The organism is Proteobacteria bacterium CG1_02_64_396 (assembly GCA_001872725.1).
Taxonomy (GTDB): domain Bacteria; phylum Pseudomonadota; class MNWR01; order CG1-02-64-396; family CG1-02-64-396; genus CG1-02-64-396.
Genome location: MNWR01000091.1, coordinates 17,647 through 42,180, shown reverse-complemented (window position 1 = coordinate 42,180; position 24,534 = coordinate 17,647). Strand labels below are relative to the sequence as shown.

The 24,534-nt window shown below is 62.2% G+C and carries 28 protein-coding genes; 9 read left to right on the top strand and 19 right to left on the bottom strand.

Annotation, left to right across the window (positions count from 1 at the left end):
• Nucleotides 1-32: 32 nt before the first annotated feature.
• The 17 genes from AUJ55_10815 to AUJ55_10735 form a co-directional block, all read right to left on the bottom strand.
• The gene (locus AUJ55_10815) at nucleotides 33-1,094 is read right to left on the bottom strand and encodes a hypothetical protein (GenBank protein ID OIO55217.1); all 1,062 of its coding nucleotides are present in this window, start codon (nucleotides 1,092-1,094) and stop codon (nucleotides 33-35) included.
• Nucleotides 1,091-2,737, bottom strand: a complete 1,647-nt coding sequence (locus tag AUJ55_10810; GenBank protein ID OIO55216.1) for a hypothetical protein — start codon at nucleotides 2,735-2,737, stop codon at nucleotides 1,091-1,093. The genes AUJ55_10815 and AUJ55_10810 overlap by 4 nt, the downstream gene beginning before the upstream one ends.
• Nucleotides 2,734-3,777: a hypothetical protein gene (locus tag AUJ55_10805; protein ID OIO55215.1), complete on the bottom strand. Its 1,044-nt coding sequence runs from the start codon at nucleotides 3,775-3,777 to the stop codon at nucleotides 2,734-2,736. Before AUJ55_10805 ends, AUJ55_10810 begins: the two co-directional genes overlap by 4 nt.
• A gap of 284 nt (nucleotides 3,778-4,061) precedes the next feature.
• Complete coding sequence (locus tag AUJ55_10800; GenBank protein OIO55214.1) at nucleotides 4,062-4,502, bottom strand: glycine cleavage system protein H; 441 nt, start codon at nucleotides 4,500-4,502, stop codon at nucleotides 4,062-4,064.
• Nucleotides 4,503-4,640: 138 nt separating this feature from the next.
• Entirely contained in the window at nucleotides 4,641-5,027 is a 387-nt protein-coding gene (locus tag AUJ55_10795) for a sulfur reduction protein DsrE (protein ID OIO55213.1), read from the bottom strand.
• The gene (locus AUJ55_10790; protein OIO55212.1) at nucleotides 5,024-5,491 is read right to left on the bottom strand and encodes a glycine cleavage system protein H; all 468 of its coding nucleotides are present in this window, start codon (nucleotides 5,489-5,491) and stop codon (nucleotides 5,024-5,026) included. Before AUJ55_10790 ends, AUJ55_10795 begins: the two co-directional genes overlap by 4 nt.
• A gap of 75 nt (nucleotides 5,492-5,566) precedes the next feature.
• Complete coding sequence (locus AUJ55_10785) at nucleotides 5,567-6,481, bottom strand: disulfide reductase (GenBank protein OIO55211.1); 915 nt, start codon at nucleotides 6,479-6,481, stop codon at nucleotides 5,567-5,569.
• A complete protein-coding gene (locus AUJ55_10780) occupies nucleotides 6,474-7,193 on the bottom strand; it encodes a heterodisulfide reductase subunit C (GenBank protein OIO55210.1) in 720 nt (239 codons plus the stop codon). Before AUJ55_10780 ends, AUJ55_10785 begins: the two co-directional genes overlap by 8 nt.
• A gap of 23 nt (nucleotides 7,194-7,216) precedes the next feature.
• Nucleotides 7,217-7,993: a hypothetical protein gene (locus AUJ55_10775; GenBank protein OIO55209.1), complete on the bottom strand. Its 777-nt coding sequence runs from the start codon at nucleotides 7,991-7,993 to the stop codon at nucleotides 7,217-7,219.
• The gene (locus tag AUJ55_10770) at nucleotides 7,993-9,027 is read right to left on the bottom strand and encodes a pyridine nucleotide-disulfide oxidoreductase (protein ID OIO55208.1); all 1,035 of its coding nucleotides are present in this window, start codon (nucleotides 9,025-9,027) and stop codon (nucleotides 7,993-7,995) included. Before AUJ55_10770 ends, AUJ55_10775 begins: the two co-directional genes overlap by 1 nt.
• Nucleotides 9,024-10,346, bottom strand: coding sequence for a heterodisulfide reductase subunit B (locus AUJ55_10765; GenBank protein OIO55207.1), 1,323 nt, complete (start codon nucleotides 10,344-10,346; stop codon nucleotides 9,024-9,026). Before AUJ55_10765 ends, AUJ55_10770 begins: the two co-directional genes overlap by 4 nt.
• 69 nt (nucleotides 10,347-10,415) lie before the next feature.
• Nucleotides 10,416-11,090, bottom strand: a complete 675-nt coding sequence (locus tag AUJ55_10760; protein OIO55231.1) for a heterodisulfide reductase subunit C — start codon at nucleotides 11,088-11,090, stop codon at nucleotides 10,416-10,418.
• A 170-nt stretch (nucleotides 11,091-11,260) separates the two neighbouring features.
• Nucleotides 11,261-11,632, bottom strand: coding sequence for a sulfur reduction protein DsrE (locus AUJ55_10755; protein ID OIO55206.1), 372 nt, complete (start codon nucleotides 11,630-11,632; stop codon nucleotides 11,261-11,263).
• Between the two features lie 65 nt (nucleotides 11,633-11,697).
• Complete coding sequence (locus tag AUJ55_10750; protein ID OIO55230.1) at nucleotides 11,698-12,135, bottom strand: NADH dehydrogenase; 438 nt, start codon at nucleotides 12,133-12,135, stop codon at nucleotides 11,698-11,700.
• Nucleotides 12,136-12,331: 196 nt separating this feature from the next.
• Entirely contained in the window at nucleotides 12,332-12,568 is a 237-nt protein-coding gene (locus tag AUJ55_10745) for a hypothetical protein (GenBank protein ID OIO55205.1), read from the bottom strand.
• 160 nt (nucleotides 12,569-12,728) lie between these two features.
• Entirely contained in the window at nucleotides 12,729-13,079 is a 351-nt protein-coding gene (locus AUJ55_10740) for a hypothetical protein (protein ID OIO55204.1), read from the bottom strand.
• Between the two features lie 154 nt (nucleotides 13,080-13,233).
• Nucleotides 13,234-14,265 (bottom strand): hypothetical protein, encoded by a 1,032-nt coding sequence (locus AUJ55_10735; protein ID OIO55203.1) that lies wholly within the window; start codon nucleotides 14,263-14,265, stop codon nucleotides 13,234-13,236.
• Nucleotides 14,266-14,544: 279 nt separating this feature from the next.
• On the opposite strand from AUJ55_10735, the gene AUJ55_10730 reads away from it, so the two are divergent.
• Complete coding sequence (locus AUJ55_10730) at nucleotides 14,545-15,483, top strand: LysR family transcriptional regulator (GenBank protein ID OIO55202.1); 939 nt, start codon at nucleotides 14,545-14,547, stop codon at nucleotides 15,481-15,483.
• A gap of 5 nt (nucleotides 15,484-15,488) precedes the next feature.
• Here the strand turns inward: AUJ55_10730 and AUJ55_10725 are convergent, their stop codons facing one another.
• Complete coding sequence (locus tag AUJ55_10725) at nucleotides 15,489-15,683, bottom strand: hypothetical protein (protein OIO55229.1); 195 nt, start codon at nucleotides 15,681-15,683, stop codon at nucleotides 15,489-15,491.
• A 226-nt stretch (nucleotides 15,684-15,909) separates the two neighbouring features.
• On the opposite strand from AUJ55_10725, the gene AUJ55_10720 reads away from it, so the two are divergent.
• The 3 genes from AUJ55_10720 to AUJ55_10710 are packed head-to-tail and all read left to right on the top strand — an operon-like array spanning nucleotide 15,910 to nucleotide 18,136.
• Nucleotides 15,910-16,683, top strand: coding sequence for a Nif3-like dinuclear metal center hexameric protein (locus AUJ55_10720; protein OIO55201.1), 774 nt, complete (start codon nucleotides 15,910-15,912; stop codon nucleotides 16,681-16,683).
• Nucleotides 16,680-17,252, top strand: a complete 573-nt coding sequence (locus tag AUJ55_10715; protein ID OIO55200.1) for a hypothetical protein — start codon at nucleotides 16,680-16,682, stop codon at nucleotides 17,250-17,252. The genes AUJ55_10720 and AUJ55_10715 overlap by 4 nt, the downstream gene beginning before the upstream one ends.
• The gene (locus tag AUJ55_10710; GenBank protein ID OIO55199.1) at nucleotides 17,249-18,136 is read left to right on the top strand and encodes a hypothetical protein; all 888 of its coding nucleotides are present in this window, start codon (nucleotides 17,249-17,251) and stop codon (nucleotides 18,134-18,136) included. The genes AUJ55_10715 and AUJ55_10710 overlap by 4 nt, the downstream gene beginning before the upstream one ends.
• A gap of 128 nt (nucleotides 18,137-18,264) precedes the next feature.
• Here AUJ55_10710 and AUJ55_10705 read toward each other — a convergent pair whose 3' ends face one another.
• Complete coding sequence (locus tag AUJ55_10705; GenBank protein ID OIO55198.1) at nucleotides 18,265-19,995, bottom strand: hypothetical protein; 1,731 nt, start codon at nucleotides 19,993-19,995, stop codon at nucleotides 18,265-18,267.
• Nucleotides 19,996-20,068: 73 nt separating this feature from the next.
• Here AUJ55_10705 and AUJ55_10700 point away from each other — a divergent pair, with 73 nt between their 5' ends.
• The 5 genes from AUJ55_10700 (at nucleotide 20,069) to AUJ55_10680 (ending at nucleotide 24,524) form a co-directional block, all read left to right on the top strand.
• Nucleotides 20,069-20,896: a 16S rRNA (cytidine(1402)-2'-O)-methyltransferase gene (locus tag AUJ55_10700; GenBank protein ID OIO55228.1), complete on the top strand. Its 828-nt coding sequence runs from the start codon at nucleotides 20,069-20,071 to the stop codon at nucleotides 20,894-20,896.
• Complete coding sequence (locus AUJ55_10695) at nucleotides 20,896-21,264, top strand: hypothetical protein (protein ID OIO55197.1); 369 nt, start codon at nucleotides 20,896-20,898, stop codon at nucleotides 21,262-21,264. The genes AUJ55_10700 and AUJ55_10695 overlap by 1 nt, the downstream gene beginning before the upstream one ends.
• A 30-nt stretch (nucleotides 21,265-21,294) precedes the next feature.
• Nucleotides 21,295-21,858 (top strand): phosphoheptose isomerase, encoded by a 564-nt coding sequence (locus AUJ55_10690; GenBank protein OIO55227.1) that lies wholly within the window; start codon nucleotides 21,295-21,297, stop codon nucleotides 21,856-21,858.
• A gap of 177 nt (nucleotides 21,859-22,035) precedes the next feature.
• Nucleotides 22,036-22,929, top strand: coding sequence for a hypothetical protein (locus tag AUJ55_10685; GenBank protein ID OIO55196.1), 894 nt, complete (start codon nucleotides 22,036-22,038; stop codon nucleotides 22,927-22,929).
• A gap of 293 nt (nucleotides 22,930-23,222) precedes the next feature.
• Entirely contained in the window at nucleotides 23,223-24,524 is a 1,302-nt protein-coding gene (locus AUJ55_10680) for a glutamyl-tRNA reductase (protein OIO55195.1), read from the top strand.
• Nucleotides 24,525-24,534: the final 10 nt, after the last annotated feature.

Below are 24,534 nucleotides of genomic sequence, written 5' to 3'. Positions count from 1 at the left end.
TGCAGGGTGGGTCAGCGCAGCGCCTCCACCATTCACGCCGTCATGTATTGCGGGTAAGCAATCCAACTACGCCGCAGCGCGTCGGCCCAATCGACCTCAGGGTTGGCCATCTCTTGCTCAATGACGCGGCGGCGGCGGACCGCCCGTTCCAGGGCGGGACCGAAGTGGTCCTGCATCTCTTGCGCGTACTCGGTGAAGGCTTCGCCGTCACCCGATAGCCAAGCGGCGGCCGCCTCCCCCGCCGCCTGCCCCGAAATCAACGCCGCCGGAATCCCCCCCCCGGTGATCGGATGGGTGAAACCCCCCGCGTCGCCCGCCAGCAGCACATGGCCGTGCACCAAAGGACGCACCCCCCCCACCGGGATGTCGCCGCCGGTGGTGCTGAGAATTTCGGGGGCGATCAGACCCCGCGCCACGTTGCGTTCGATCAAACGGCTCAGCTTGGCTTTGAAGTCGCTGCCGACCCGAAAGCCGCCGAACCCGAGGTTGGCGATGGTTCCACGTGGAAAGAGCCAGCCGTACCCCCCGGCAAATTCGGGATCGAGGAAGATGTCGGTGGAGCCGTACTCCTTGAGCAGCCTGACGGTCACCTGCCGGGTCGGGATGGTCGGTTGCAGCGGCAGCCCCAGCGCCTTGGCAACCGCCGACTTGGGGCCGTCGGCGGCGATCACCACCTTGGCCCGCACCGTCCGGCGGATGCCCCTTTGCTCCAACACCACCCCCTCCTCGTCGAACCCCTCGAACCGGGTGTGGACGACAAGCTGCGCCCCGGCGGCAACCGCCGCCGCGACCCGCCCGGCATCGAGGGCGTGGCGGTCGATCATCAGGCCAGGGAAGGGATCCCAGCGGTCCTCTTGTCCGAAGAGAAAGGTGCGCATTCCCTCGATTTCTTGGACCAAGACCCCCTCGGGGGCGTAGCGGCGCATCATCAGCGGGATGAATTCGGCGCACTGAATCGGCAGACCGGGCTCGGCCCGCTTGTCGACCAACAGCACCGTGAGCCCCCGGCACGCCGCCGCTTGGGCGGCGTTGCCCCCGGCGGGACCGGCGCCGATCACCACCACATCGACCTGAGCGGGTAAGTCCGTACTCACCCAGAAACCTTTTTCTGCTTTAAAAAACTGCGGCGTGGGAAGGCGTCGCTCTGTTCCTCGACCGGCAAGCCGAGGGGGGGCACAAAGGCCATCACCTTTTCGACGATGGGCAATTTCAAACCCGCAAAGGCCTCGAAGGTTCCGGCGTAGGCCTTGTCCTCCTCGCGCAGCTCGTAGCAGGTCGCCCCCTCGATATCGAGCAGCACGGCGGGCAGGTCGGCATCGCGGAACGCCTTCTGACGCTTAATGAAGAAGGCCTCGCAGCACATCCCTACATAACCCGGCACCTGCTCTTGCTTCATGCGATCCAGAGTGTCGCCCAGCTGCTCGTAATTGATGACGGTGATGACCTTCATCCCCCGTTCGCGCCCCATCCGGTAGGCGTCGCCGACCGCGCAGCGACCGCATTCGTCGCAACCATCCTTGTGGCGCCACTCGCAATCGGTCGGCTTGGCGCAGTAGGGGACCAGCATGACGGTCGCCTCGCGCAGGGTCTGCTCCATCGGCTGGTTGCCCCAGAGCATGACATCACGGGTCTCCTCGACGCTCAGGCCGAATCGGTCGGCGATCTTGAGTTTATCGAGCGCCTTGAGGATCACCTCGCGGAATTCCCGGTGGGAGAGCAGCAGCATCTCCACCTTCTGCCCAGCGAAGAAGAGGTCGAGCCTCACCTCGACCTGGTCGAGAGGGCAGTCGCGCAGCGCCGCCTCTAGGTCGAAAACAAACCGTTTGGGGTGGATGAAGAAATCGCCCGAGATCATGGCGCTGCGCACGGTGCGCCGCTTGAGATCGAGCGCCAGGCGCGCCCGCAGCAAACCGCCCCGCACCTTGTGCACCCCGTAGACGACCGGGATGTCGGCTTGCTCCTCGGGGGTGGTGACCAGCTCGACCCACTCGGTCTCTTCGATTTCAGGCAGCACCTCTTTGAACCGCTCCCGCTCGGCGGCGGTGAGCTCGCCGGGGGTAAAATCGATCCCAAAGTGGCGGCGAAAACCGTCGCGCATCACCTCCTTCACCGTTTCGAAGTCGGGGATGTGGCCGAGCAGATCCTTGACCGAGACGACCCGCTCCCGGGCCGAGGTGATCTCCCGCTTGTTGAGCTTTTCGGTGGGAACCCGCAACGCCTTGAGCAGCGCCTCGACGTCGAAATCGATCAGGAGTGTGCCCTGAAAAAGGACCGCGTCGCCGTCGAAGGCGCCGCCGGTGCCGGAGATCTTGCGTCCCTCCACCTCGATGTCGTTGCGGGGGCGGAAGGCCGCCTCGATCCCCAAACCGCGCAGTCCCTCGGCCGCCGCCTCGCAAATGCGCTGCGAGATCGTCGCCATGTCGGTGGTGGCGCCGAAAAGGCGACGGTCGAAGATCAGCTCCCAACCGAGCTGCGGTTCGTCGAAGTAGATGGCGCCGCCGCCGGTCACCCGGCGGTTGATCTCGATTCCCTGCTTGCGGCAGTAGTCGAGCCGCAGCTCCTCGTTGAGCGATTGGTGGTAGCCGACCAGCGCGGTGGGGGTGTACCGCAGGAAACGCAGCGTGTTGGGGATGACCCCCTCGGAGCGCAGTTCGAGCAGGGTCCGATCCCAGGCGATGTTGGTCGCGGCGGACTGGAGTCCGGTGTCGATCTCTCTCCAGGGTTGGTGCCCACTCACGCCGCCACCTCCTCCTTGCCCTCAAAAAGCTGGGGATCGACCGCCATCGAGCAGCAGGAGGGGTGCACCCCGACCTGGCGCCCCAGTTGTTCTGCAATCCCGACCAGCCCCTCGCTGGGGAAGGCAATGCCGTTCAGCCCCGAGAGCATGGCGTAGGCGTCGGTCATCAAGCGGTGCTCGCCGGGGGGGCGGGCGCAGCCGAGCAGAATCGGGATGTCGGGCAGCGCCTTGCGGCACGCCATGAAGAAGCGGCCGATTTGATGCACGTTGGGGGTCATGAAGATCTTGTTGGCCGGGGCGTAGAAGGGCATGACCACCACCAGCACCAGCGCCGAGGGTTTCTGCCGGGCGATCATCTCCAGCGCCTTGTATTCCCCCAGGAACTTGCCGTAGTGCAGCCCGATGACGATGTGAGGGACCGTCTTGAGCCCCGCCTCGTTGAGCCGCTTGAGGCTGAGCTCGAACTCCTCGACCGGACGCTTGAGGTGGTAGACCTCGGTGATGGTCTCTTGCGCCCCGATGATGTCGAGCATCGCCACGTCGACCTTGGCCTGGGCGAACCCGGCCGCCTGCTCCTCGTCGACCAATCCGGTGTGGACCGCGAGCTTCAAGCCCAGCTCTTCGCGGATTCGGCTCATGGTGGGGAAGAAGGGGGCGAAGGGAACCTCGTTGCGCACGTTCGAACCGCCCGAGATCAGCAATCCGTTGGCCCCCTGACCTGCCGCCTTGGTCGCCTCGTGCCACAGCGCCTCGGGGGTCCGGGCCGGGATCATCGGGGCGAGAATCTTGGCTTTGCAGTGGTCGCATTGCAGATCGCAATCGCCGCCGGTGATCGAGATGCCGGGAAAGTCGTTCTTGCCGCAGGAGGAGACCTCGCTGGTCTCGAACTGCTTGAAGGTCGGAACGTAAAAATTGATGCGGTTGCCCGCCCCGGCGGTCACGGTCGGCTGCAACGCCTCAAGCTGGGCCATCAGGTCGGCGTCGAAGGGGAGATCTTCGTACATCTCGTGTTGCAACAGGGGTTGGGGCCAGATGCTCATGCCGCCTCCGGGGAGGGATAAACAAACGAAAAACCAAGGCATCGCGGCGGGGCGCCGCTCCTACAAAAGCTTAAGGAAGCGCCGATTGATTCGCGCTTCCGAGCGGGGCCCACGGATGGGCCGCCCAAATAGCGCGGTCGTAGGAGGCGATCTAAGTCGCCGAAGCCCTGCTGAAAAAGGCAGGAGCCTTTAATCAGCGTTTCTTTAAGAAACAGACAAAAAAGGGGGAGGCCAACCGCGCCTCCCCCCTTGATTGATCCGTTGAAACCACCGCCTTGGGTTGCTTACTTGCAGCCGCCGAAGCCGTCGGCCGCCAGTTTGGTCTCGTAGGCGGAGGCGACGTCGCCGCCGGTGAGCAGGGCGCCCTTGGCGGCGGCCCAATCGGCGGGTTGCACCTTCACCAGCCAGCCCGCGCCGTAGGGGTCTTCGTTGATGATGCCGGGGTTGCCCTTGGCATCTTCGTTGATGGCAATCACTTCGCCGCCGACCGGGTTCTTCACAGGTCCCACCCACTTGCCCGACTCGACGGTGGCAATCGATTTACCGGCCTCGACCCCTTTACCCGCCTTCTTGGGGGTGAAGGCGACGATGGCGCCGGCCAGAGTGGTGGCCACAGCGGTCATGCCGACGGTGATGGTGCCGTCACCCTCTTCGCGGGCCCAGACGTTGTCACCTACGTTGTAGAACAGATCCTCGGGAACGTTGCAGCCCATCACGGTTGCCATGAAACACCTCCAGGTTGTTGTTGCGCGGGGATGAGTCCCCATCAAGGTTTGGTAGGACAGCAGATGAATTCGTCGTTGCCGGATCGGGGGGATTCACAGACGCTCGCCAAGCGACCTGTCGCACCACCCGTCAAGCCATCAAAAAGAGATGACCTTGTCGTAGCTCAAGATCAAATCGGCCAATGTCCCCCCCGAGGCGATCTCGTCGATCTCCTCGATCAGATTGTCGGCATCCATCTCGTACCCCGGCAGGGCGGGGCGGCAGCAGTAGAGCTTGATCCCCGCCTGTTTGGCCTCGCGGATGAACTGAAGGATCGGCTTGCCCCCCTCCAGCGCCGCCATGTTTTCAGCCACTCCGGGCTGAGCCAACTTGACCCCCTCCATGGTCAAAAAGACCGCCACCTCGTTGTCCATCGCCGCCAGGATCGAGGCGATGAAGAAGGGGGTGGCGCAGCGGTGAGGGGTGGAGGGACCGCTGGTGACGATCACCACCACCTTCTGTTCTTCGGGAAAATCGTCGGTCATTTGCGCAGCTCCCTGAGATTGGGGTCACGGGTCGATGAGCAGACGATCTTCTCTCTTTCCATCCGGGCCTTGTAGCCCTCCGCCGCCGTCTCACCGGTCACGAGGTTCAGGATCTCCTCCTCCAGGCGTTCGGGCTGCATCCGCACGATCCACCCCTCCCCCACTGGGTCGCGGTTGAGAAGCCCAGGATCGTTCAACACCACCTCGTTGCGGGCGACGATGGTGCCGGTGAGCGGGTTGGGAACGGGACCGGCCCACTTACCCGATTCAAGGGTCGCGGCCGGACGCCCCAGCTCGCGCAGGGTGCCAACCTTGCGGATGCGGCAGTGAAGGATCCGCCCGGCGATGGCTTGGGAAAGATCGGTCATGCCGATCGTCACCGTACCATCACCCTCACGCCGGACCCAGACCTGATACTGGTCGTCGTAGTAGAGGCTGGGGTCGAAGCAGCAATCACCAATCATCGTTTGGGCGCAGTCCCGTGGGGTTGAAGAACGAAGGCATTGCGGCCTGCCATTCTGCCCCCCCGACCCTCGGGGTCAAATCAGACCCTTGGCCTTCAAGAGGGGAATCGCATCCGAGATGTTGTCGTGGATGTGCAGCTTGCGGGCCGGAATCCCCAAAGCCAAACCCAGAAGCTGGGTGAAGTAGACGATCCGCGCCTCGGTTTTACGGCCCAGAACATCCTCACCCCGAATCTGGTGCAGCTCCAACCCCGAATGGCAGGTGGGGCACTCGGTGGCAATGATGTCGGCCCCGATCTCGTCGGCGGCGTCGATCAGCTTGAGCACCAACTGGGTCGAGGTGTCGCTGTCCGACAAGGTGTGGGCGCCGCCGCAGCAATGGGTCTTCAGGGGGTAGTCGACGATCTGCGCCCCCGCCGCCCGCAGCAGCTCGTCCATGTAGTAGGGCTTGTAGGTCGATTCCGAGCCGGGCCCCTTGTCTTTCTCGGGGTAGATCTGCCGAGGACGGGTGTACATGCAGCCGTAGTAGCAGGCGATCTTCAGCCCGGCCAGCTTGTTCTTGACCCGCGCTTTGATCCCCTCGGGACCGATCTCTTGCATCAGCCATTCGAGCAGGTGCAGGGTGGTGACGTTGCCCTTGTATTCGGGATCGCCCGCCTCGGCCGCCAGCTCGTTGACCGTCTTGAGGGAGCTCGGCTCATGGGAGAGCTCGTACTCCGCCTTTTTCAGGTTGTGGTAGCAACCGTTGCAGGGGGCCATGACGGTATCGAAACCCATTTTCTCGCCCGCGATGGCAAGGTTTCGGGCCGACATATAGGTTTGCAGCATGGGATGGATGTTCTTGGCCTCCATCGCCCCGCAGCAGTTGTAGTCCTTGATGTTGACCATCTCTAGGCCGAGGTGACCGACCAGCTCCTTAGTGGAGTGATCGTAGGGGGAACCGCTCCCCTCCAGGGCACAACCGGGGTAGTAGGCAACCTTCTTAGCCATGGGACACCGCCCCTTTCTGCTTTTCGACATAACGGCGCAACACCGCGCCGGTCTTCTTCCACTGGCGGGTTTTGGGCGGTATCAGGAAGTGGAGCCCCATGTGGACCAGATGCCCGACGGGCAGGTGGCGCATGGTCGCTTTCATCAACTTCACCAGCCACGTTTGGTTGAGCGACTGACCACTCTTTTGCATGTACTGCACCAGCACCTGCCCGTCCTCGATGCGGCCCCGTTGCAGAATCTGCTCGGTGAACTCCTCGTCGAAGATGGTCGATTGGGTGGTCGGGGTGAGTCCGACATGCTCCATATGGTGCGACAACGCTTTCATCACCGCCTCGGGGCGGACATCTTTGGGGCAGATGTGGGTGCACTTGTTGCACGACACGCACTGCCAAATGATCTCTTTGTTCTTAGCGATCTCGTCCATCAAACCCAGCCGGATCAGGTAGATCCAGTAGCGAGGATTGAAGTCGGGATTCAGGGCGTTCATGGTGCAGGCGTTGGTGCACGAACCGCACTGCCAGCAGCGATGCAGCCGCTCCCCACCGGGGATCGCCTCGATGGTTTTTTCGAGTTCGGGGTCGTAAGCCTTGATCGTCCGGGGCTGGATCATGGTGTTCCAGTGGCCGGAGACATCGACCCCGTCGACGATCAGGTTGTCGTTTTCGAGCAGACGTTCGGGCTCGATGAGATGTTTTTCATGAATGGGCATGGGTCCTCCTCAAGGGACCGGGTTCAATGAACCTGGTCGCGTACCAGCCTGCTTTTATCCTGACGTCGGGACTCGTCGATCCCCAGGAGCTTCTTGGTGTGCTCCATCGGGTCGTGTTTGCCGCCGAAATCGCTCTTCAGATACCCCTCGGCCAGAGACCGTAGGTAGTCGGCGTACACATGGGCGATCAAGAGATCGGCGGTGAGCGTCAGATCTTTCAACACCCCCTGCTCGCCCAAAAACCGCTGCAACCGCTCGAACGTTTCTTGAAAGACCGGCAGATCGTCCCCCACCGCCATCGGCTCACCCCGGGGACCCTCTGCGGTCAGCTCCCGCAACGCCCCGGTGTTGACCTTGGCATCCCAGACCCAGCGGGCCATCAGGGGGTAGCGCTCGGGCTGGCGAAAGTGCAACAGCTCGGCGGCCAGATCGCGGGCGCCCCGGGCCCTTTTGTCGCTGGGGAAGGCTGCCACAAAGGTGGTGATCCGCTCCTCCACCGGCTTGCCCTCGGCGAAGAGCTCGCCAATCAACTCCCTCACCCGGGGCCAACCCAGGTTTTCGAGGTAGCACCACAGGCGACGGCGGGCCGGGAAGACCGACTCGACAATCAAAGCCAGGTTTTCGGGGTCGAGCTGGGGCAGCGCCTCATCGGCCAACACGTTGACGAAGAGCTGCTGCTTGGCCTTTAACCCCGCCACGAAGAACTCCAGCCCCCCTTGGGTCTCGGCGGCATTGCCCAGGGACTTCCAGTGGGCGAGCAGCCGCACCTCGTCGAAGCGAGGCAGGGGGGGGGCGCTCATCAGGCGTTGTTGATCAGTTGCAGCGCCCGCAGAGCCGCCGCCTGCCCCTCGTTGATCGACGAATCGATATCGAGAGGGCCGGTGGCCGAACCGGCCACGAAGACGCCGGGACGGGTGGTGCCGCAGGAATCGGAATAAGAATCGGACTTATCGAGGTAGCCGTGGCTCTCCAGCCCCACCCCGAAGGTCTTGGCGACCTGGGGGTTGAGTTCGTTGGGATCCATGCCGATGGCCTGGATGACCAGGTCGAATGGGATCTCGATGGGGCGCTTGACCAGGGTGTCTTCGCCCTTGACCACCATCTGACCGGCCCGCTTGGTGATCTCGGCGATCCGGGCCTTCACGAACTTGACGTGGTAGTCCTCCTGGCTTTTCCAGTAGAACTTGTCCTCGTAGAGCCCGAAGGTACGGATGTCCATGTAGTAGATGTACACCTCGGTCTCGGGGTGCAGCTCTTTGATCTCCATCGCCAGATTGGTGGAGACGGTGCAACAGATGCGCGAGCAGTACTCGCGGCCAATCTGGCGATCACGCGAACCGACGCAAAGCAGGATGCAAACCCGCTTGGGGATCGCGCCGTCGGAAGGACGGGTCACCTTGTGGCTGGAGGAGATCATCGCCTCCACCTCGGTGGTGGTGACCACGTCGGGGAAGGTGCCGTAACCCCACTCCGGCTTGTTGATCGGGTCGAAGTGGGTGAAGCCGGTGGCCAGCACCGTCGCCCCCACTTTGAGCTCTTCGCCGGAGCTGGTCTTCGCTGTGAAGGCGCCGGGGGTGCCGTCGAATTCGGTGATCGTGGTGCCGGTCAGAACCCGAATCTTCTCGTTGTCTTGAACCCGCTCCACCATTCCGCCGATGGCATCCTTGGCCCATTGACCACTCGGGACCAGCTTGGCGTATTTGTCGCGCACAGGGGCGCCGCCGAGCACTTCGTCTTTTTCAACCAGGATCGCCTGAACCCCAACGCTGGCCAGGGCGTGCGCCGCCGAAAGGCCCGCAGGCCCGCCACCTACCACCAATACCGATTGACTCATGCCTTTAGGCCTCCGTAGGCAAGCTGCGGGTTGTAGAGATATTCGATGTTGCCCTTCTTAACCTCGGTCAGATACGCCTCGAACTCCGCCTTGGAGCGGGCCCAGTTCAGCCCCATCTTGTCGACCAGCTCCTCCACCGGAGAGGCGTGCCATTGCAGCTGAACCACCTTGAGGGGGTGGGCGCCGCAGGCCAGGGCGGCAAACTGAATGTCGGCGATGACCGGCACCGGGTAGTGCATGTCGTGGGCTTTGCCGACCCACTGGTTCTTGTCCATGGTGGTGATGCAGCCGGTATCGAAGCCGATCATCACGTCGGACTGCGCCTCTTCGGTCACCACCTTGAGCTTCTTGTTGATGGTGAAAGAGCGGGTGAACTCACGCTCGGAGATGATGTGGCGAAAGCCGAAGCCGCAGCAGTCGTACCAGGTGGAGTAATCGCGCACGTCGGCGCCCAGCGCCTGCAGGATGCCGGTCCCGACCGCAACCCGGTTGCCGCCCAGGACCTCGGGGTCGTAGATCGCATCCTCGTGCACCATCTTGTAGACGTGGCAGGAGGGGTGAACGGTGGCGCGGATGTTCGAGACGTCGACGGTTTGCAGGTCGCTCGCGATCCGTTTACGCATGACGTGCAGCCACTCGGAGTAATGGACGACCTCCTCGGGGATGAGGAGCTTGCCATCGACCAGACGACCGAGCTTGCCCAGGATCTTCTTAACCTTCTCGCGCAGTTCGGGCGACTCGATGAGGTACTTGCGCACCTCTTTGTAGTTGCCAAACGAGGTGCCGCAGTGAACCAAGGGGTAGTAATACCCCTCGGGCAGGCCGTGGGCCTTGGCCGAAACGTAGGCTTGATGGAAGTTGCGCAGGAACACCGCAGCCAGCGATTCGACGTTGCCAATTCCGGAGCCGTGGTAGTTCCAGGCGGTGCAGGAGGTCTGGTCGGTTTCGTCCAGGTACTCCATGCCGAACTTGTTCATGAACCACAGCAAGGATGCGGGGTAGCCGGGGATGTTGCCGCACTGGCCGCAACTCTTGTGGTGCCAGAGACGGTTGGTGGGGATCTTCTTCTTCCAGCCGAAGATGGTCTCGACCTCGACCGGCTCATGCTGCTCGGTGATGCGGTGGACGAGAATCTCCCCCTCTTTTTCGAGATGCCACATGTGGTCGCGGACATCGTCGATCCGCTCCCCGGTCAGGTGGCGCTTGTCGATCTTGGCCCCGACCCAGCGCGACGCCTCGACGGCATCCTCTTTCGAAAGGTTGGTGGGTTGCCAGGCGGTACCGTGACCGGCCTGACCTTGCCCTTGTTGTTCGCTCATTTGTTTCTGACCTCCTCAAAGCCTCGTACCGACAGCGTTAACCCCAGACCGACCGCAACGACCCAAGAATCAGTCGTCATCGTCCTCTTCTTGCTCCTCCAGCCAGTCCTCGTAGTCCTCTTTCTTCTCGTCGATGAAGTCGACGATCACGTCGTAGAGGTTCTCGTCCATGGTCTCCAGGGAGCTGAGCACCCCGGTCATCTCCCAGATGGTGTACATCTCGACCGAGGTCTTCAGGGCGACCTCCCAGGCGGTGCTGGTGGTCTGCAAGGTTTTCATCGGAATCGCCTTGCGCAGCACCGTCAGGTCGCCGTGGACCTTTTGGATGTTCGGACCCCAGTCGGGGAAGTGGTCGGGCTGGATCATGTCGGGGGAAAGCTGGTTGCCGGTGGTAATCAGCTTGAGCATCACCCGCCCGAAGGGGCGCAGCACACTCTTGGCCGACTCCATCCCGTGCTTGATCGATACCTCGCGCATGATCATCACCAGGCCGCCGGGGGAGTTGCGGAAGGGGCAACGGGCGGCGCAGGTGTAGCACTGGGCGCAGGCCCACATCTTCTCTTGCATGGCGTCGTAGATTTGCTCGACGTTCTCGGTCCAGAGCAGCTGCACCATCTCGCGGGGCGAGTAGTCGTAGAAGTGGGCCGACGGGCAGGTCGCCGTGCAGACGCCGCAATTCAGGCAGCCGTTGAGCTCGTGGTGAAAGCGAAAGTCGCTTTTGATGTCCGAGAAGATCTGCTGCATTTCCTGGTGGGTGGCCATCGAAAGACCTCCTCTGGTATCGCGCGGGGCGAAAGCCGCCCCTCAAACTGCCCTGTCCCCCCGCCTGTGATGGCAAAAGAACCGGGGCAGCCTCCCCCTAACGAAGCGTGGGTCCTAGGACAAGCACCCCCGGACCCCCCCCGAAATTTGATTTAGAAGGTCAACACCATGTCGGACTCGTAACCCTCTTCAATGACCCAGGCACCGCCAACCACTTCGTCGACTTCGTCGATTAGATCGGCCTTGGTCATGTGGTAGAGGTCGAGGGCGGGGGCACAGGCGTAGATCGAAACGCCCGCCTCTTTGGCTTGGCGCAAAAACTCCAGCGCACTCATGCCACCCTCAAGGGCGTAGACGTTCTCGGCCACACCCTTTTTCAGCAGGGAGATCCCGTCCATGTTGAAGACCATGGCGACTTCGGAGTCCATCACCGCCGCCACGGTGGCCATGGCGAAGGGGGCGGCGCAGCGGGTCGGGGTGTTGGCGCCGGAGGTCATAATCATCAACAGCTTTTGCTCATCCATCGAAACGTACCTCTTGGAAGTGAGCCTGGAGCTGCCGCCCCATGGGGGGCGCCCCAGGGATAGGATCAGATGAAGAGGTTGATGTCGGCCTCGCCGCCGACCTCAAAATAGGTCGCCGCGCCGGCGTATTCCAGACCGTCGATCAGATCGCTGGTCTTGAAGCCGAACAGGTCGACCGTCATTTGGCAGGCGATCATGCGCACGTCGGCCTCGATGCACAGATCACGCAGCTCCTCGATGGAGGCGACCCCGTGTTGTTTGGTCAGACCCTTCATCATGCCGGTGGCGAATTTGGTCATGCCGGGCAGCGAACGAACCATGTCGGGCATCCAACCGAAATCCATCCCCCCCATGTTCATGGGCATGGCGGGGTTGGCGGTGGGGCTGACCTCAAGGTTGAGGTTCTTCTTGAGGATTTGCAGGCCGTAGAAGGTGAAGAAGATGGTAACTTCGTAACCCAGGGCGGCGGCGGTGGAGGCGAGGATCAGTGGCGGGTAGGCCATGTCCAGCGTCCCCTTGGTGGCGATGATGGCCAGCCGCTTTTCGTCGCGGAAAACCCGGCCTTCAAGAGCCTCGACTCGGGCGATGAGACCTTGCAGATCGACCTCGGACATGACTTCCCCCTCTTTGAGTATGTATGTCGCGTGGGTAATTCGCCCCGAAGGCCGCTCCCCATGCGGCTCTTCGGGGCGATGTTGATTACTTGAGCTTCTTCATGAAGAAGGTGTAGACACCACCGCCCTCTTCGGCCGAGAGCAGCTCGTTGCCGGTCTGCTTGGCAAACGCCTCGAAGTCCTTCACCGCACCGGGATCGGTGGCGATGATCTTCAGAACGTCGCCCACCGCCATATCCTTCAGCGCCTTCTTGGTGCGCAGGATCGGCAGGGGGCAGTTCAAACCTTTGGCGTCGAGTTCTTGTTGGGCGGTAATGCTCATCGGTCTTCTCCTCTTAGTATCGATTCGTTGGCGAGTTCGAGGATAAGGCCCCGAATCTAGCGCGGTCGCATTCTGTCCCCCCAATAAACCAAGGGACAAACAAGTAATCATGAAACTCTAATAAAGAAATTTTTCCCGGTCTTGCTGCTGAAAACCCGATTTACGCGCTCAGGGAAACCGAATTTTCGCCCCGCTCGATCTCGAAGGGCCAGGCCATGATCCCCCCCGCCAGATTCGAAACGTTGTCGAACCCCTGGGCATTGAGCCATGCGGTGGCCTGGGCGCTGCGAGCGCCGCTGCGGCAATAGAGCACCACCTCTTTATCGCGGGGGATCTCTTGAAAACGCATCGGCAACAGATGCATGGGGATCAAGGCGGTATTGGGGATGTGGGCCTGGCGGTGCTCGCCAACCTCACGGACATCGATCACCACCAGATTGGCATCGCCCTGCTGCAAACGGGGGGCGATCTGCTGAGCCGTTACATTTTGAATGGAGGGGGTGAAGAACATGTTGGGACTCCTTATGGGGGCATCACGGGCCGGTAGGATGGTTAATCTAGAACATCCGAATATTAGTAAATACTAAACTAGATGTCTTTTCAAGCCCCTGAGTGTGTCGGCTCACCTTGGCGCCGCAGCCCCCTTCGCCGACCCATCACCATGGTTACGGTTTCGTCCCCTGAGCCCCCTTACCCCAGTGGGCCCGCACCAGGGAAAGCCAGCGATCTTCGTAAAGATTGTCCTGTGGCACGGGGCGATCGCTGGCGTCGACCTGATGGCAGCCGCCGCACCTGGGTCCCTGTTGATCCTTTTCATGACCCACCAGTTGGGGATTGGGCTGGCCATGACCGCCGTGAACCCCGCCGTGACAATCGAGGCATTGCAGACCCCCGTGCCCCTGGCGGTGCATTCCTGTGAAGGGATCCGGGTGGCACTGGGCGCAGTTTTTGGCCCCGGTCTCTTGAAGGGTCCGCCCCTTTTCGGGGATCTGGTGGCAAAACAGGCACCCCTGCTGCTTGCCAAGGGCGACGGGCTCATCACCCCCCTCATGACACGAGGCGCACCCTCCCATCTGCCGTCCCATGTCGTGGCTGCGGTGAATCAAAGGGGCCAACGCATCGTGGCACGAAGCGCAGCGGACCGGGGCTTTGAGGGTGACCGGTTCCCCCTTGGGGTAGCGCAGCCCCAGGGTTAACTGAGTGCGATGGCGATCATCGTGGATTTCGAGCATCGAGAGCACCGCCGCGGTTTGCGGGGTTGCCCCCAGCTTGTACAAAGGGTAGCGCCCCCCGTTGGCCGATTCCTGGTGGCAGGCGACGCACCCTTGTACCCGTGATTCTGCGTTCGCATACGGCACGGGGCTGTTGCCGGGGGTCCAAGCGACCTGCTCTAGCTGCTCCTGCCCCCGGTGGGGCGCCCCATGCTCATCGATGTCGACCCGCCACAGGATTCGCTCCCAGTGGACCTCGGGCAGCAACACCCACCCCCCCAAGTCGCCCCAAGCGGTAGCGGGTGGCAGCCACTGCCGCACCCCCTCGACCTGCCGCGACAGCGGCATCCACCACTCGGGGGTCACGATGATGGGAGCGGGAGGCGGAGAGGGGAGATCGATGGTCACCTCGACACTTGCCTGTTGCTGCGAGGTGGTGCAACCCAGCAGAGCCAACGTCAGCAGCGCAAGCAGGGAGGCCCGCACTGTCGCGCCTAAATTGAGTTGGATTCTCATGTCGATAAGGATATTTTTGGTCGGGCAAGGAGGATTTCGGACAAAAACAACAAGGAATTGCCTCCACTGGCTGGATTTTTAGGGAAGCGCTGATTTATTAGCGCTTCCGAGCGGCCCATGGATGGGCCGCCAAAATCAGGAACGTAAGTGACTGATTTTGCAAGCGAAGCAAAAACGGCGCTTTTTGCGTAGCGTGCTGATTCAAGGCAGGATGCCTTGAATCAGCGTTTCCTTAGAGGAGTACATGCGATGTCCGACACCCGACTGAGGGTCTTCTTCGCGGTCGCCAAACATCTGAGCTTCACCCGCGCCGCCGAAGAACTCAACCTCACCCAGCCGGCGATCACCTTCCAGATCAAGCAACTCGAAGAGCAATTCAACACCCGCCTCTTCGATCGCCACCACAATCGCATCACCTTGACCGAAGCGGGCAAGGTGGTGCTCGATCATGTCGAACAGATCCTGCTGCTCTACCAACGTATGGAAAAAGCGGTCGACGAGATGACCGGCAAAATCGCCGGTAGCCTGCTGCTCGGGGCCTCGACCACCATCGGCCACTACCTACTGCCCCAGATGTTGGGCCGTTTCACCCGCAATTTTGGGGACGTACGCCCCCAGGTCACGGTCGGCAACACCGAGCGGATCGTCCACCTGGTCGAGGACAACACCATCGACCTCGGGATCGTCGAAGGGCCTGTGCAGAATCGCAACCTGCTGATCGAACCCTGTATGACCGACGAGATGGTGGTGATCTTCCCCCCCGACTACCCTTGGGCAGGGCTCCACGAGATTCCGGTCGAGGAGCTGACCCGCCACCCCTTTGTCAGCCGCGAAGAGGGATCGGGCAGCCGCCGGGTGATCGAAAATTACCTGGCGACCATCGGCATCCAATACAAGAAGGATCTCGATGTGGTGCTGGAGTTGGGATCGAGCGAGGCGATCAAAAGCGCGGTGGAGGGGGGGCTTGGGTTCTCGATTGTGTCGCGAGCGACAATTCTCAAAGAGATTGACCTGGGGACCCTGCTCGAAGGGCGGATCGAGGGCTGCCGCTTGCTGCGCAAATTCAGCTTCGTCTACCAAAAGCAAAAATTCAAAAGCCGGGCCGCCGAGCTCTTTTTAACCTTCTGCAAAAAGCAGTGCGGCGAGCAGGACAACCCGGACGGTATCCCGGCCCAGATGATGGGGTGAGAGGCTTACCCTTTCACCCGCACCAGCAGGCGGTGCACCCCTTCCCCTTCAGCCACCTCTTCGTTGATTAATACCGTATGCCCCTCGTCGGTCAGGGAGCGGGGGACGTTTTCAAGCGGCTCTTTGCCCTTGAGTCGGACCTCCAGCACCTGACCCTGCCCCATCCGCTCGATTTTGAGCTTGGTGCGCACGAAGGTCATGGGGCAGATCTCGCGGGTGATGTCGATGGTGTCGTCGGGCACGATGTGATCGTTGGGTTGTTGCACGCTGGGAATCCTCGCGTCGAAAGCCGCTGATGCGGCGCTTTTGAGCATTGGGTTGTAGGAAGAGTATCCTGTGGGGGGGCGCGAACCAATGTTTCGCAGTATTCGGGCCCCCATTGGACCATCCCTTGAATACCCGTTCCCTCGTCCTGCAAAGGTCGGCATGAATCGTCACCTCCCCTCCCCCGCCGAGGTGGTCGCCCACTGCGACACCCTGCTGCAAGCCGCCCGCTTTCGGGATTACACCCCCAACGGCCTACAGGTCGAGGGGGTACGCTCGGTGCGCCGTTTGGTCACCGGGGTGAGCGCCAACCTGACATTGATCGAGGCAGCCATCACCCTCCAGGCCGATTTGATCCTCGTCCACCATGGCCTGTTCTGGGGGGGGGATCCCCGCCCCCTGACCGGCGTTCTGGGCCGCCGGGTGCGTGCCTTGATGCAAAGCGGCACGGCTCTGGCCGCCTATCACCTCCCCCTCGATGCCCACCCCACCCTGGGCAACAACGCCGCCCTGGCCGACCTGCTTCAATTGAACGAACGCACCCCTTTTGGTCGGGTTGGCGATCTGTTTTTGGGGGTTGGCGGTCTGCTCCCCATTGCATTGGGGCCCCAAGCACTTGGGGAGGCTCTCGGTGAGCGGCTCGATACCCAAACCCAGGTTTTTGCCCCCATTCCCGAACGCCCCATCCATCGCGTCGCCCTGATGTCGGGGGGGGGAGGCAAGGCGGCCCATGAGGCCATCGCCCAAGGGTACGACGCCTTTGTGACCGGCGAGGGTGAGGAGTGGGCCCAGGCGCTGGCTCTTGAGAGTGGCGTCGCCTGGATCGCGGCGGGCCATCACGCCACCGAGCGCGGTGGGGTTGCCCGTCTGGGCGACCAGCTGGCCGGTCACTTCGGCCTGACCCACGACTTTATCGATATTCCCAACCCCCTATGAGCCTGCGCCCCCCCTTCACCACCCCGGCAGGCCAAGATCCCTGGCCCGAAATCCTTTGGACCCTACCGCTGGCCGAACGGCCGATTCCCTCCGGGATGGCGGGGGTATGGCTGACCGACGAGGGGGTGCTGACCCACCGTTTGGCCGACCGCTTTGGCGCCCGCGCCCGCCTTGAGGTGCTTTGGCAGGGGGAGGCCGAGGGGGATCCGGTGCGACTGGCGCTGCTCGGGGTGAGCGAGGGCTCACGTTTGTTCGGTCGCACCGGTTTGTTGGTGGTTCAAGGGCGCCCCAAGGTGCTCACCCGGATGGGGCTGCCCCGGGACGGTTGGCGTCCCGAGGTCTGGGCCGGCATCGTCGCTGGGGATCAACCCATCGGGGAGTGGCTCTCAAGTCTGGGGCTTCCCCCCCACCGCCGTTCGCTGGCGATTGGTGAAGCCGAGGTTCCTGGCATCGACACCCCCTGCCCGGGGCGACGCCATATTCTCGAAACCGGCCGTCCCGGTTTAAACATCGTGGTCGAAGAGATCTTCTTGCCCGGCACCATCCCCGAAAGCCTTGAACTGCCATGAGTATTGAACACCGTCTCTCCGTTCCGCTGCTCAGCCACCCGATTGCCCGGTTGATGCGACTCGACCGCCCGGTCGGCACTTGGTTGGTCCTCTGGCCCGCCATGTGGGCCTTGATCTGGGCCACTGAGGGTTTGCCCCCCTGGTGGGCGGTGGTGGTGGTAGCGCTGGGGAGTTTTCTGATGCGCTCGGCAGGCTGTGTGGTCAATGATCTAGCCGACCGCGACTTCGATGCACAGGTGGAGCGCACCCGCGCGCGCCCTCTGGCGGCGGGTGAGCTGAGTCCCAAGCAGGGACTGGCGGTGTTCTTGATCCTCCTTGCCGCAGCCGCCTCTCTGTTGTTTTTGCTCCCCAGCCGGGTGTGGTTGTGGGCGCTGGGGGGGGCTGCCATCGCCATCCTCTACCCCTTCAGCAAAAGGATCACCCACCTGCCCCAACTGGTGATGGGGCTGGCCTTTTCATGGGGGGTGGTGGTGGCTTGGTTGATTGGGGCCGAGTCGCTTTCGCCGGTCCCCTGGCTGCTGCTGCTGACCACCCTACTGTGGTCGGCGGGTTACGACACCCTTTATGCCATTGTCGACCGCGACGATGATCGGCAGGCAGGGGTACGCTCCACCGCCCTCTATTTTGATCAACACGATTTGTTGGCAGTGGGGCTGCTCTACGGGGGGGCGCTGCTGGCGTGGATGGGAGCCGGTTGGATCGATGGTCGCATCTCCATCGCCCTGGTCGGCGCGGTAGGAGCCGGGGCCATGCTGGGGCGCCAACTATGGATGAGCCGCGCCCGCGACCGGGGTGCCTGTTTTGCCGCCTTTCGCGAAAACCGCTGGGTCGGCGCCTACCTGGCTGCCGTGGTCTGGTTGGGAATGCTGCTAAACCTACCTTAAGGAGACGCTGATTAAAGGCATCCTGTCTTGGATCAGCACAAAAAAAGCGGGGCTTCGGCGACGGGGTCGCCTCCTACGACGGCACCCATCCCTAAGTCGCTCGGAAGCGCTATTCAATCAGCGCTTCCTTAAGGGGCCGCCTCCTGCGGCTCCATCTGCAAAGTTCCCACCGGTCGGGGGGTCAGATTTTTGAAGCGGAAGATCTGATAGGGCAACCGCACCCCACCGCCGCTGATTTCGATCTTGCCCTGGCCGGGGACCTCCCACTCTTGCCAACCCGCCTCCTCCGGTTGCCACCCCTGAATCAAGGCCCCCACCACCGCCCGGCGCACCACCTGGGCCACCGACCCGCTGAGCGCCTCTTGGGGATCGCGGCCCGGCAGCAAAAAGGCGACCCCCTCGAAGGCGTCACGGTCGCTGGGATCGAGCACGAGCTGGTCCCAATCGCCGATCCCCAGCACCGGCAAATCGATGCTCGAAAACCGCAATTTCGGCACCAGCAACTTGGCCACCTCGCTGGAGGCCATCAAGACGATGCCGGCCCCCTCGACCAGGGGATAGCGGGTACGAAAGCGCTCCTCGACCTCACGATCCGGAAAACGGGGCACCGCGATGGGGATGTCGTCAACCACCTTGCCCGGATCCTGATCCTTGCCTTCGAAGCGGTACCATCCCTCGACCGGAATATGGGCCTCACGCAGTTCCGCCAGCAGGGGCACTAAACCCTCAACCCCCTCTTGCCCAGCGGCGGGCAGCATCAATACCACCCCGTCGCCGGGGTGATCGCCGCTCAGGCGGCGGGCGGCAGCGACCCACGGTTCGTCCACTGCCTGCGCCAGTTGGTCCAGGTTCACTACATCACCCTGAGCATCCTGACAGAGCGTCCCTGCACACAGGGTACGGTCGGGAAAATGGCGCTCCCCCCCCCACTCCAACGCCGCACCGCCAGGTCGACTCATCCCCTTGGCCTCAATGGCGGCAGCCTCCCACTGCGATTGGGGGGGGAGCCATAGCGCCAACACGGTCGGGCGAGCCAAAGCCAGCGCCTGGGTCGCCTGCCGGTATTCCTCGGAGTTCGCCACCGGCTCCCCCCGCTTCCAGATCTTGCCCAGCTGTCCCAGAGCCATTCGGTCCCCCAAGGCAACGCTTCGGCTGAGCAGTGCCGGGGCCAGTAATGCCACCTCTTCGGCGCTGCCGTTTTGATCCAAGGTTTTAATCCAGGGGTGGAGCCGGTCGGCACTCGGCCACTCGCCCCCCAATGGGGTGAGGGTTTCTTGAATCACGGGCGCGAGGTGAAGCAGCACCACTTCGGGGACCGCCTCCTGTCGCTGCCACAACCACCGCGCCAAAAGCTTTCGATCCCCCAACTCTTGGTCGTTCCACTGCGGGTCGCCGCTCAGGTCGATGGCCTCGGCCAGATCAAACTCCCCCTGCTCCCGGGCCAGCCACAGGCGGTCGAACCGGCTCAACCACGAGGAGGCAAGGTTCTCGATCCAGCGGGCCGCCTCAGTCAGGTGGCCACCGCTTAAAGCGATGCGAGCCACCCAGCCGTTTTCCCATTGGGATGCATCTTCGGGGCTTAGCCGCTCCAATACCGGCGCCAGGATCTCCCAGGCTTGATCGACCCCCCCTTCAAGGTAAGTTTGGCGGGCCTGCTCCAGGTCGCGGTCACTGGCGATGGCCACCGGTTTGAGCTGTACCGGAGGCGCCACCTCTTCCAGCGCGCTTGGCTGCACCGGCGCTTTAGGTCCGCCACACGAGGCCAATACCAAGGCGAACGCCAATCCCCACCCGGTTCGCCGGGCTGCGCGCAGGGTGGCGGTGTCGCGTTGTGCATCCATCAGGCAAAATGGGGTCATGAATCCAGCCTCCGACACATCTCAAGCCACGTTGCACCCCTCTGCCGGGGAGCCGGTGGCCGGTCATCTCTACGTGGTTTCGACCCCCATCGGCAACCTGGGGGATATCTCGGCCCGCGCCCGCCACATTCTGGAGGGGGTCGATTTGGTGGCGGCAGAGGATACCCGAAGGGCGGGAGAACTCTTCCACCATTTGGGGCTGCGTCGTCCGGCGATGGCCCCCTACTACGACGAGGTGGAGCAAAAAACTGCCCCCCAGATCGTGGCTCGACTGCAAGAGGGGCAAAGTGTCGCCCTTATTTCGGATGCTGGAACCCCGACCTTGGCCGATCCGGGCTACCGGCTGGTCCGGGCCGCTCGTGCGGCGGGAATCGAGGTTCATCCGATTCCGGGCGCCTCCAGTCTGCTTGCTTTGCTGGCGGTAGCGGGGCTACCGACCGACCGGTTTTCGTTTCTCGGTTTCCTCCCCTCCAAAGGCAAAAAGCGGCAAGAGGCGCTGGAGGAGGCCCTGGCGCGGCCCGAAACCACGGTGCTGCTCGAAGCACCCCATCGGTTGCACGACCTGCTCGACCTCCTGGCCGCCCACGCCCCCGAGCGTGAGGTGGTGGTGGGTCGGGAGCTGACCAAACGGTTCGAAACCCTCTACAACGGTACCGCCGCCGCCCTGGCCGCCGATCCTCCCAATCCCCGCGGCGAGATTGTGGTGGCGCTGGCGCCCGCTCCGGTTGCCGCAAGTGAAAACTCGGATGAAGTCGATCACATCTTGACCCTGCTGCTTGCCGAGGGACTTTCCGTCAGCGCCGCCAGCCGGGTAACCCAGCAGTTGACCGGCGCCCCCAAAAAAAGGGTCTACCCCCTCGCTTTGGCGCTGGCTGGGCAGCTCCTGACCGAGAATCCCTGATGGGACTGCTCTCCCACCTGCGCGGAAGACGGGGGGAGGATCAGGTTGCCCAACACTGCCAAACCCTGGGATGGACGATTTTGGGGCGCAACCTGCGGGGTCGGCGGGGAGAGATCGATCTGTTGGCCCTGGACGGCGAGATTGTTGTCTCGGTCGAGGTCCGTTTGCGCGGTACCCTCGACCAGGCGCTGGAATCGCTTACCCCCACCAAGGTGAGGCGCTGGATTCAGACCACCGAAGAGATGCAAGCCCGGTTTTCTGAATTGTGGGATCGCTCTATCCGTTTGGACCTGCTGATTCTTGACCGGCATGGGCGATTGGAACATCTTCGTAACGTAGTCCAAAACGACCCTTCCCATCCTTTTTGAAAAAAGAAGGTTTTTTCGATGCTTCACATCGTGCAACGCCGTTATGAGGAGAGCATTCAGGCCAAGTCGGTCGCGCTTCCCGCCGTTCAAGACGACATCATCAAGGCGGTCGACCTGCTCACCGACACGCTGGTCCACGAAGGCAAGATTCTCATTTGCGGCAATGGTGGCAGCGCCGCCGACGCGCAGCATTTTTCGGGCGAGCTGCTCAATCGCTTTCAAATCGAGCGCCCCCCCCTGCCCGGCATCGCCCTGACCACCGACAGCTCCACCTTGACCGCCATCGGCAACGACTACTCCTTCGACGAGATCTTCAGCAAGCAGGTCGAGGCGTTGGGACGGCGGGGTGATGTGCTGTTTGGGATTTCGACCTCGGGCAATTCCGGCAACGTGCTACGCGCCATTGAGCGGGGGCGGGAGCTGGGCATGAAAATCATCGGTCTGTTGGGGCGCGACGGGGGTAAGATCGCCCCTCTGTGCGACGTGGCGATTGTCGTCCCCTCCAACTCAACCCCCCGCGTCCAAGAAAATCACATCTTGATCGTGCACATTTTGTGCGAACTGATCGACGAACGTCTGTTCGGCAGATCCTAAGGAAGTGCAGATTCAAGGCATCCTGCCTTGAATCTGCACGCTCCGCAAAAAGCGCCGTTTTTGCTTCACTTTCAAAATCAGTCACTGACGTTCCTGATTTTGGCAGCCCATCCCTGGGCCGCTCGGAAGCGCCATTAAATCAGCGCTTCCCTAACTCCCAAGCAGTTGGAGGAACCCTTGTCCGAACCCCGTCCCCCCCGCGTGATCTCCATCGACGATTTTGCCGGGATCCATCGTCCCCATTCGTCGTTTCTCGATTTCCTGATCAATCTGCCCAGCTTGGGCGAGGCGCAAAAGATCTTTGATGTTCGTGACGGTTGGCTTGCCCGCCGCCAGCAACAACAAAGCTTCGTTCTGCTCGTTGGTAGTGAAGCGGTATCCCTAGGACTTTCCCCTCTGGTGATTGATCTGGTTCAGCGTGGCTTCATCCAGGCGGTCGCCTTTTCGGGCAACGCTATGATGTCCGACTTGCATGTTGCCATGACCGGCAGCGCCACCCCGCCCCTGGATCGTTACCACCAAGAGGGGGGGCTGCCTTTAGCCCCCGAGGTGCTGCCGGTGTTGCAAGCGGCCACCGATCTGGTCCGCGATCAACGCTCCGGATTGGGGGCCGCCATCGCGAGCGTCTTGGCAGAACTCGCCCCCCGCCATGAGGGGGACAGCATCCTGATGGCGGCCCGCCGCTTTAGTCTGCCTATCACGGTGCACATTTCATTGGGGGACGATCCGGTCCACCTGCTTGAGGATCTTCGCGTTGAAGATCTGGCGTTGGGCAGTCTGCTCGATCTGTCGGAATTGCCCGCCTGGCTCGACCGCCAGCGCAAAATCTCCTGGATCAACCTTGGTTCGGCCCGTTTGCTGCCGGAGGTACTCAACAACACCTCTTCGCTGCTTGAGGCCTCCGGCAAAGCGATTGAGTGGGACATGGGGATCTCCCTGCTTCCCGGTACTCAGGGGCGCGGGCAACGGCTGGGTTGGTTGCTCGATGCGGCGGGGGAATCGTTCGACTTCGTTGGCGCCCTGGAGCTGACTTGGCCCCTGCTGTGCGCCGCCTTGCTCGAAGAGGCTTGAGGCCTTTGAAACCCTGGGGGGGGTGATATGTTTGGTCGTCCGCAGCAAAAAGAACCGTCAGAGCGCTGGAATCAACGGTCGAAGGGCAGCCCACGCTGGATCATCCTCGCCATCTGTTTGGTGGGGGCGATCCTGGCCTACCTGCTGACCAAGATGATGCTCAAGGGTTAAGGTTTTCAATCCAAAAGGTTTTCGACACTCCACCATCGCGGGTAGACTTGCCGCCCTTTGAATCAAGCGACGGATCGCATCGATTCCCCCCTGTTTCGATCCGAACCCCCGGTATGCGCTGAATGAAGGTCATCACCGTCGGTGTGAATCACCGAACTGCTCCCGTCGAAGTCCGCGAGCGTCTGGCTTTTGCCCCCAATTCCTTCGTCGAGGATCTTCGGTCCCTGCGGCAGCTGCCCGGTATCCTGGAGATCAGCGCCCTTTCGACCTGCAACCGGGTCGAACTGACCGCCGCCACCCGCGATGTCGAGCGGGCGCAGGCGCACCTGTGTGAAGAGCTGGCGGCTCGCTCCGGCATCGGGTTCGAATCCTTGCGCGAACACCTGATCGTCCTGTCTGAAAAAGATGCGGTGGCCCATACCTTTAAGGTCGCCGCCAGCCTCGATTCTCTGGTGCTGGGTGAGCCTCAGATTTTGGGTCAGGTTAAGGATGCCTACCGGCTCTCGATGGAATCCGACACCTTAGGTCCGATCCTAAAACGGCTTTATCATCAAGCATTTGGATGCGCCAAACGGGTCCGGACCGACACTGGCATCGGCAGCCAATCGGTCAGCGTTGCCTCGATAGCGGTCGATCTGGCCAAGCGGATTTTCGGCGATCTTGCCGGGCGCACCATTTTGGTCGTCGGGGCTGGCGTGATGTGCGAAACCGCCATCACGCATCTTAAAGCCTCGGGCGCCACCCGTTTTCTCATCACCAACCGTACATTGGCCCGCGCCCGCGATTTGGCCGAACGCTTCGGTGGCGAACCCTTTGCGTTGGATCAAATCGGCGCGCGGCTTCACGAGGCCGATATTGTCATCACCTCGACCGGCTCGCCGGTGCCGATCATCTACCCCACGATGGTGCAGCGTTCCCTCAAACAGCGCCGATTTAAACCGATGTTTTTTATCGATATTGCGGTCCCGCGCGACATCGACCCGGCGGTTAGCGACATCGACGGGGTCTTCCGTTACGACATGGACGATCTGTCTTCGGTGGTGGCCGATCACCTCAAGGCGCGCGAGGACGAGGCCCGCAAGGCGATGGAGATCGTCGAGGAGGAGGTTGGCAATTTCCTGCACTGGATCGACTCCCTGGAGTTCACCCCGATGTTGGCCGCCCTGCGCGAGCGGTTTCATCAGGATGCCCTTGATGCTCTGACCGCCGACAAGGGGTTTGCCAAGCTCGACGAGGCACAACAAGAGGCGATGAGAGGGATGACCCGCCGCGTGGTGAATAAACTGCTGCACAAGCCGACCATCGCCCTGCGCGAGGGGGCCAAAAGAGACGATGGGGAGCTGCTGCTCGACAGCGTGAGAACCCTTTTTGATCTCCATCCCCAATTGCAATCCACCGCCGAAGATCTGCAGGAACAACCTTAAAGGGGCTTTT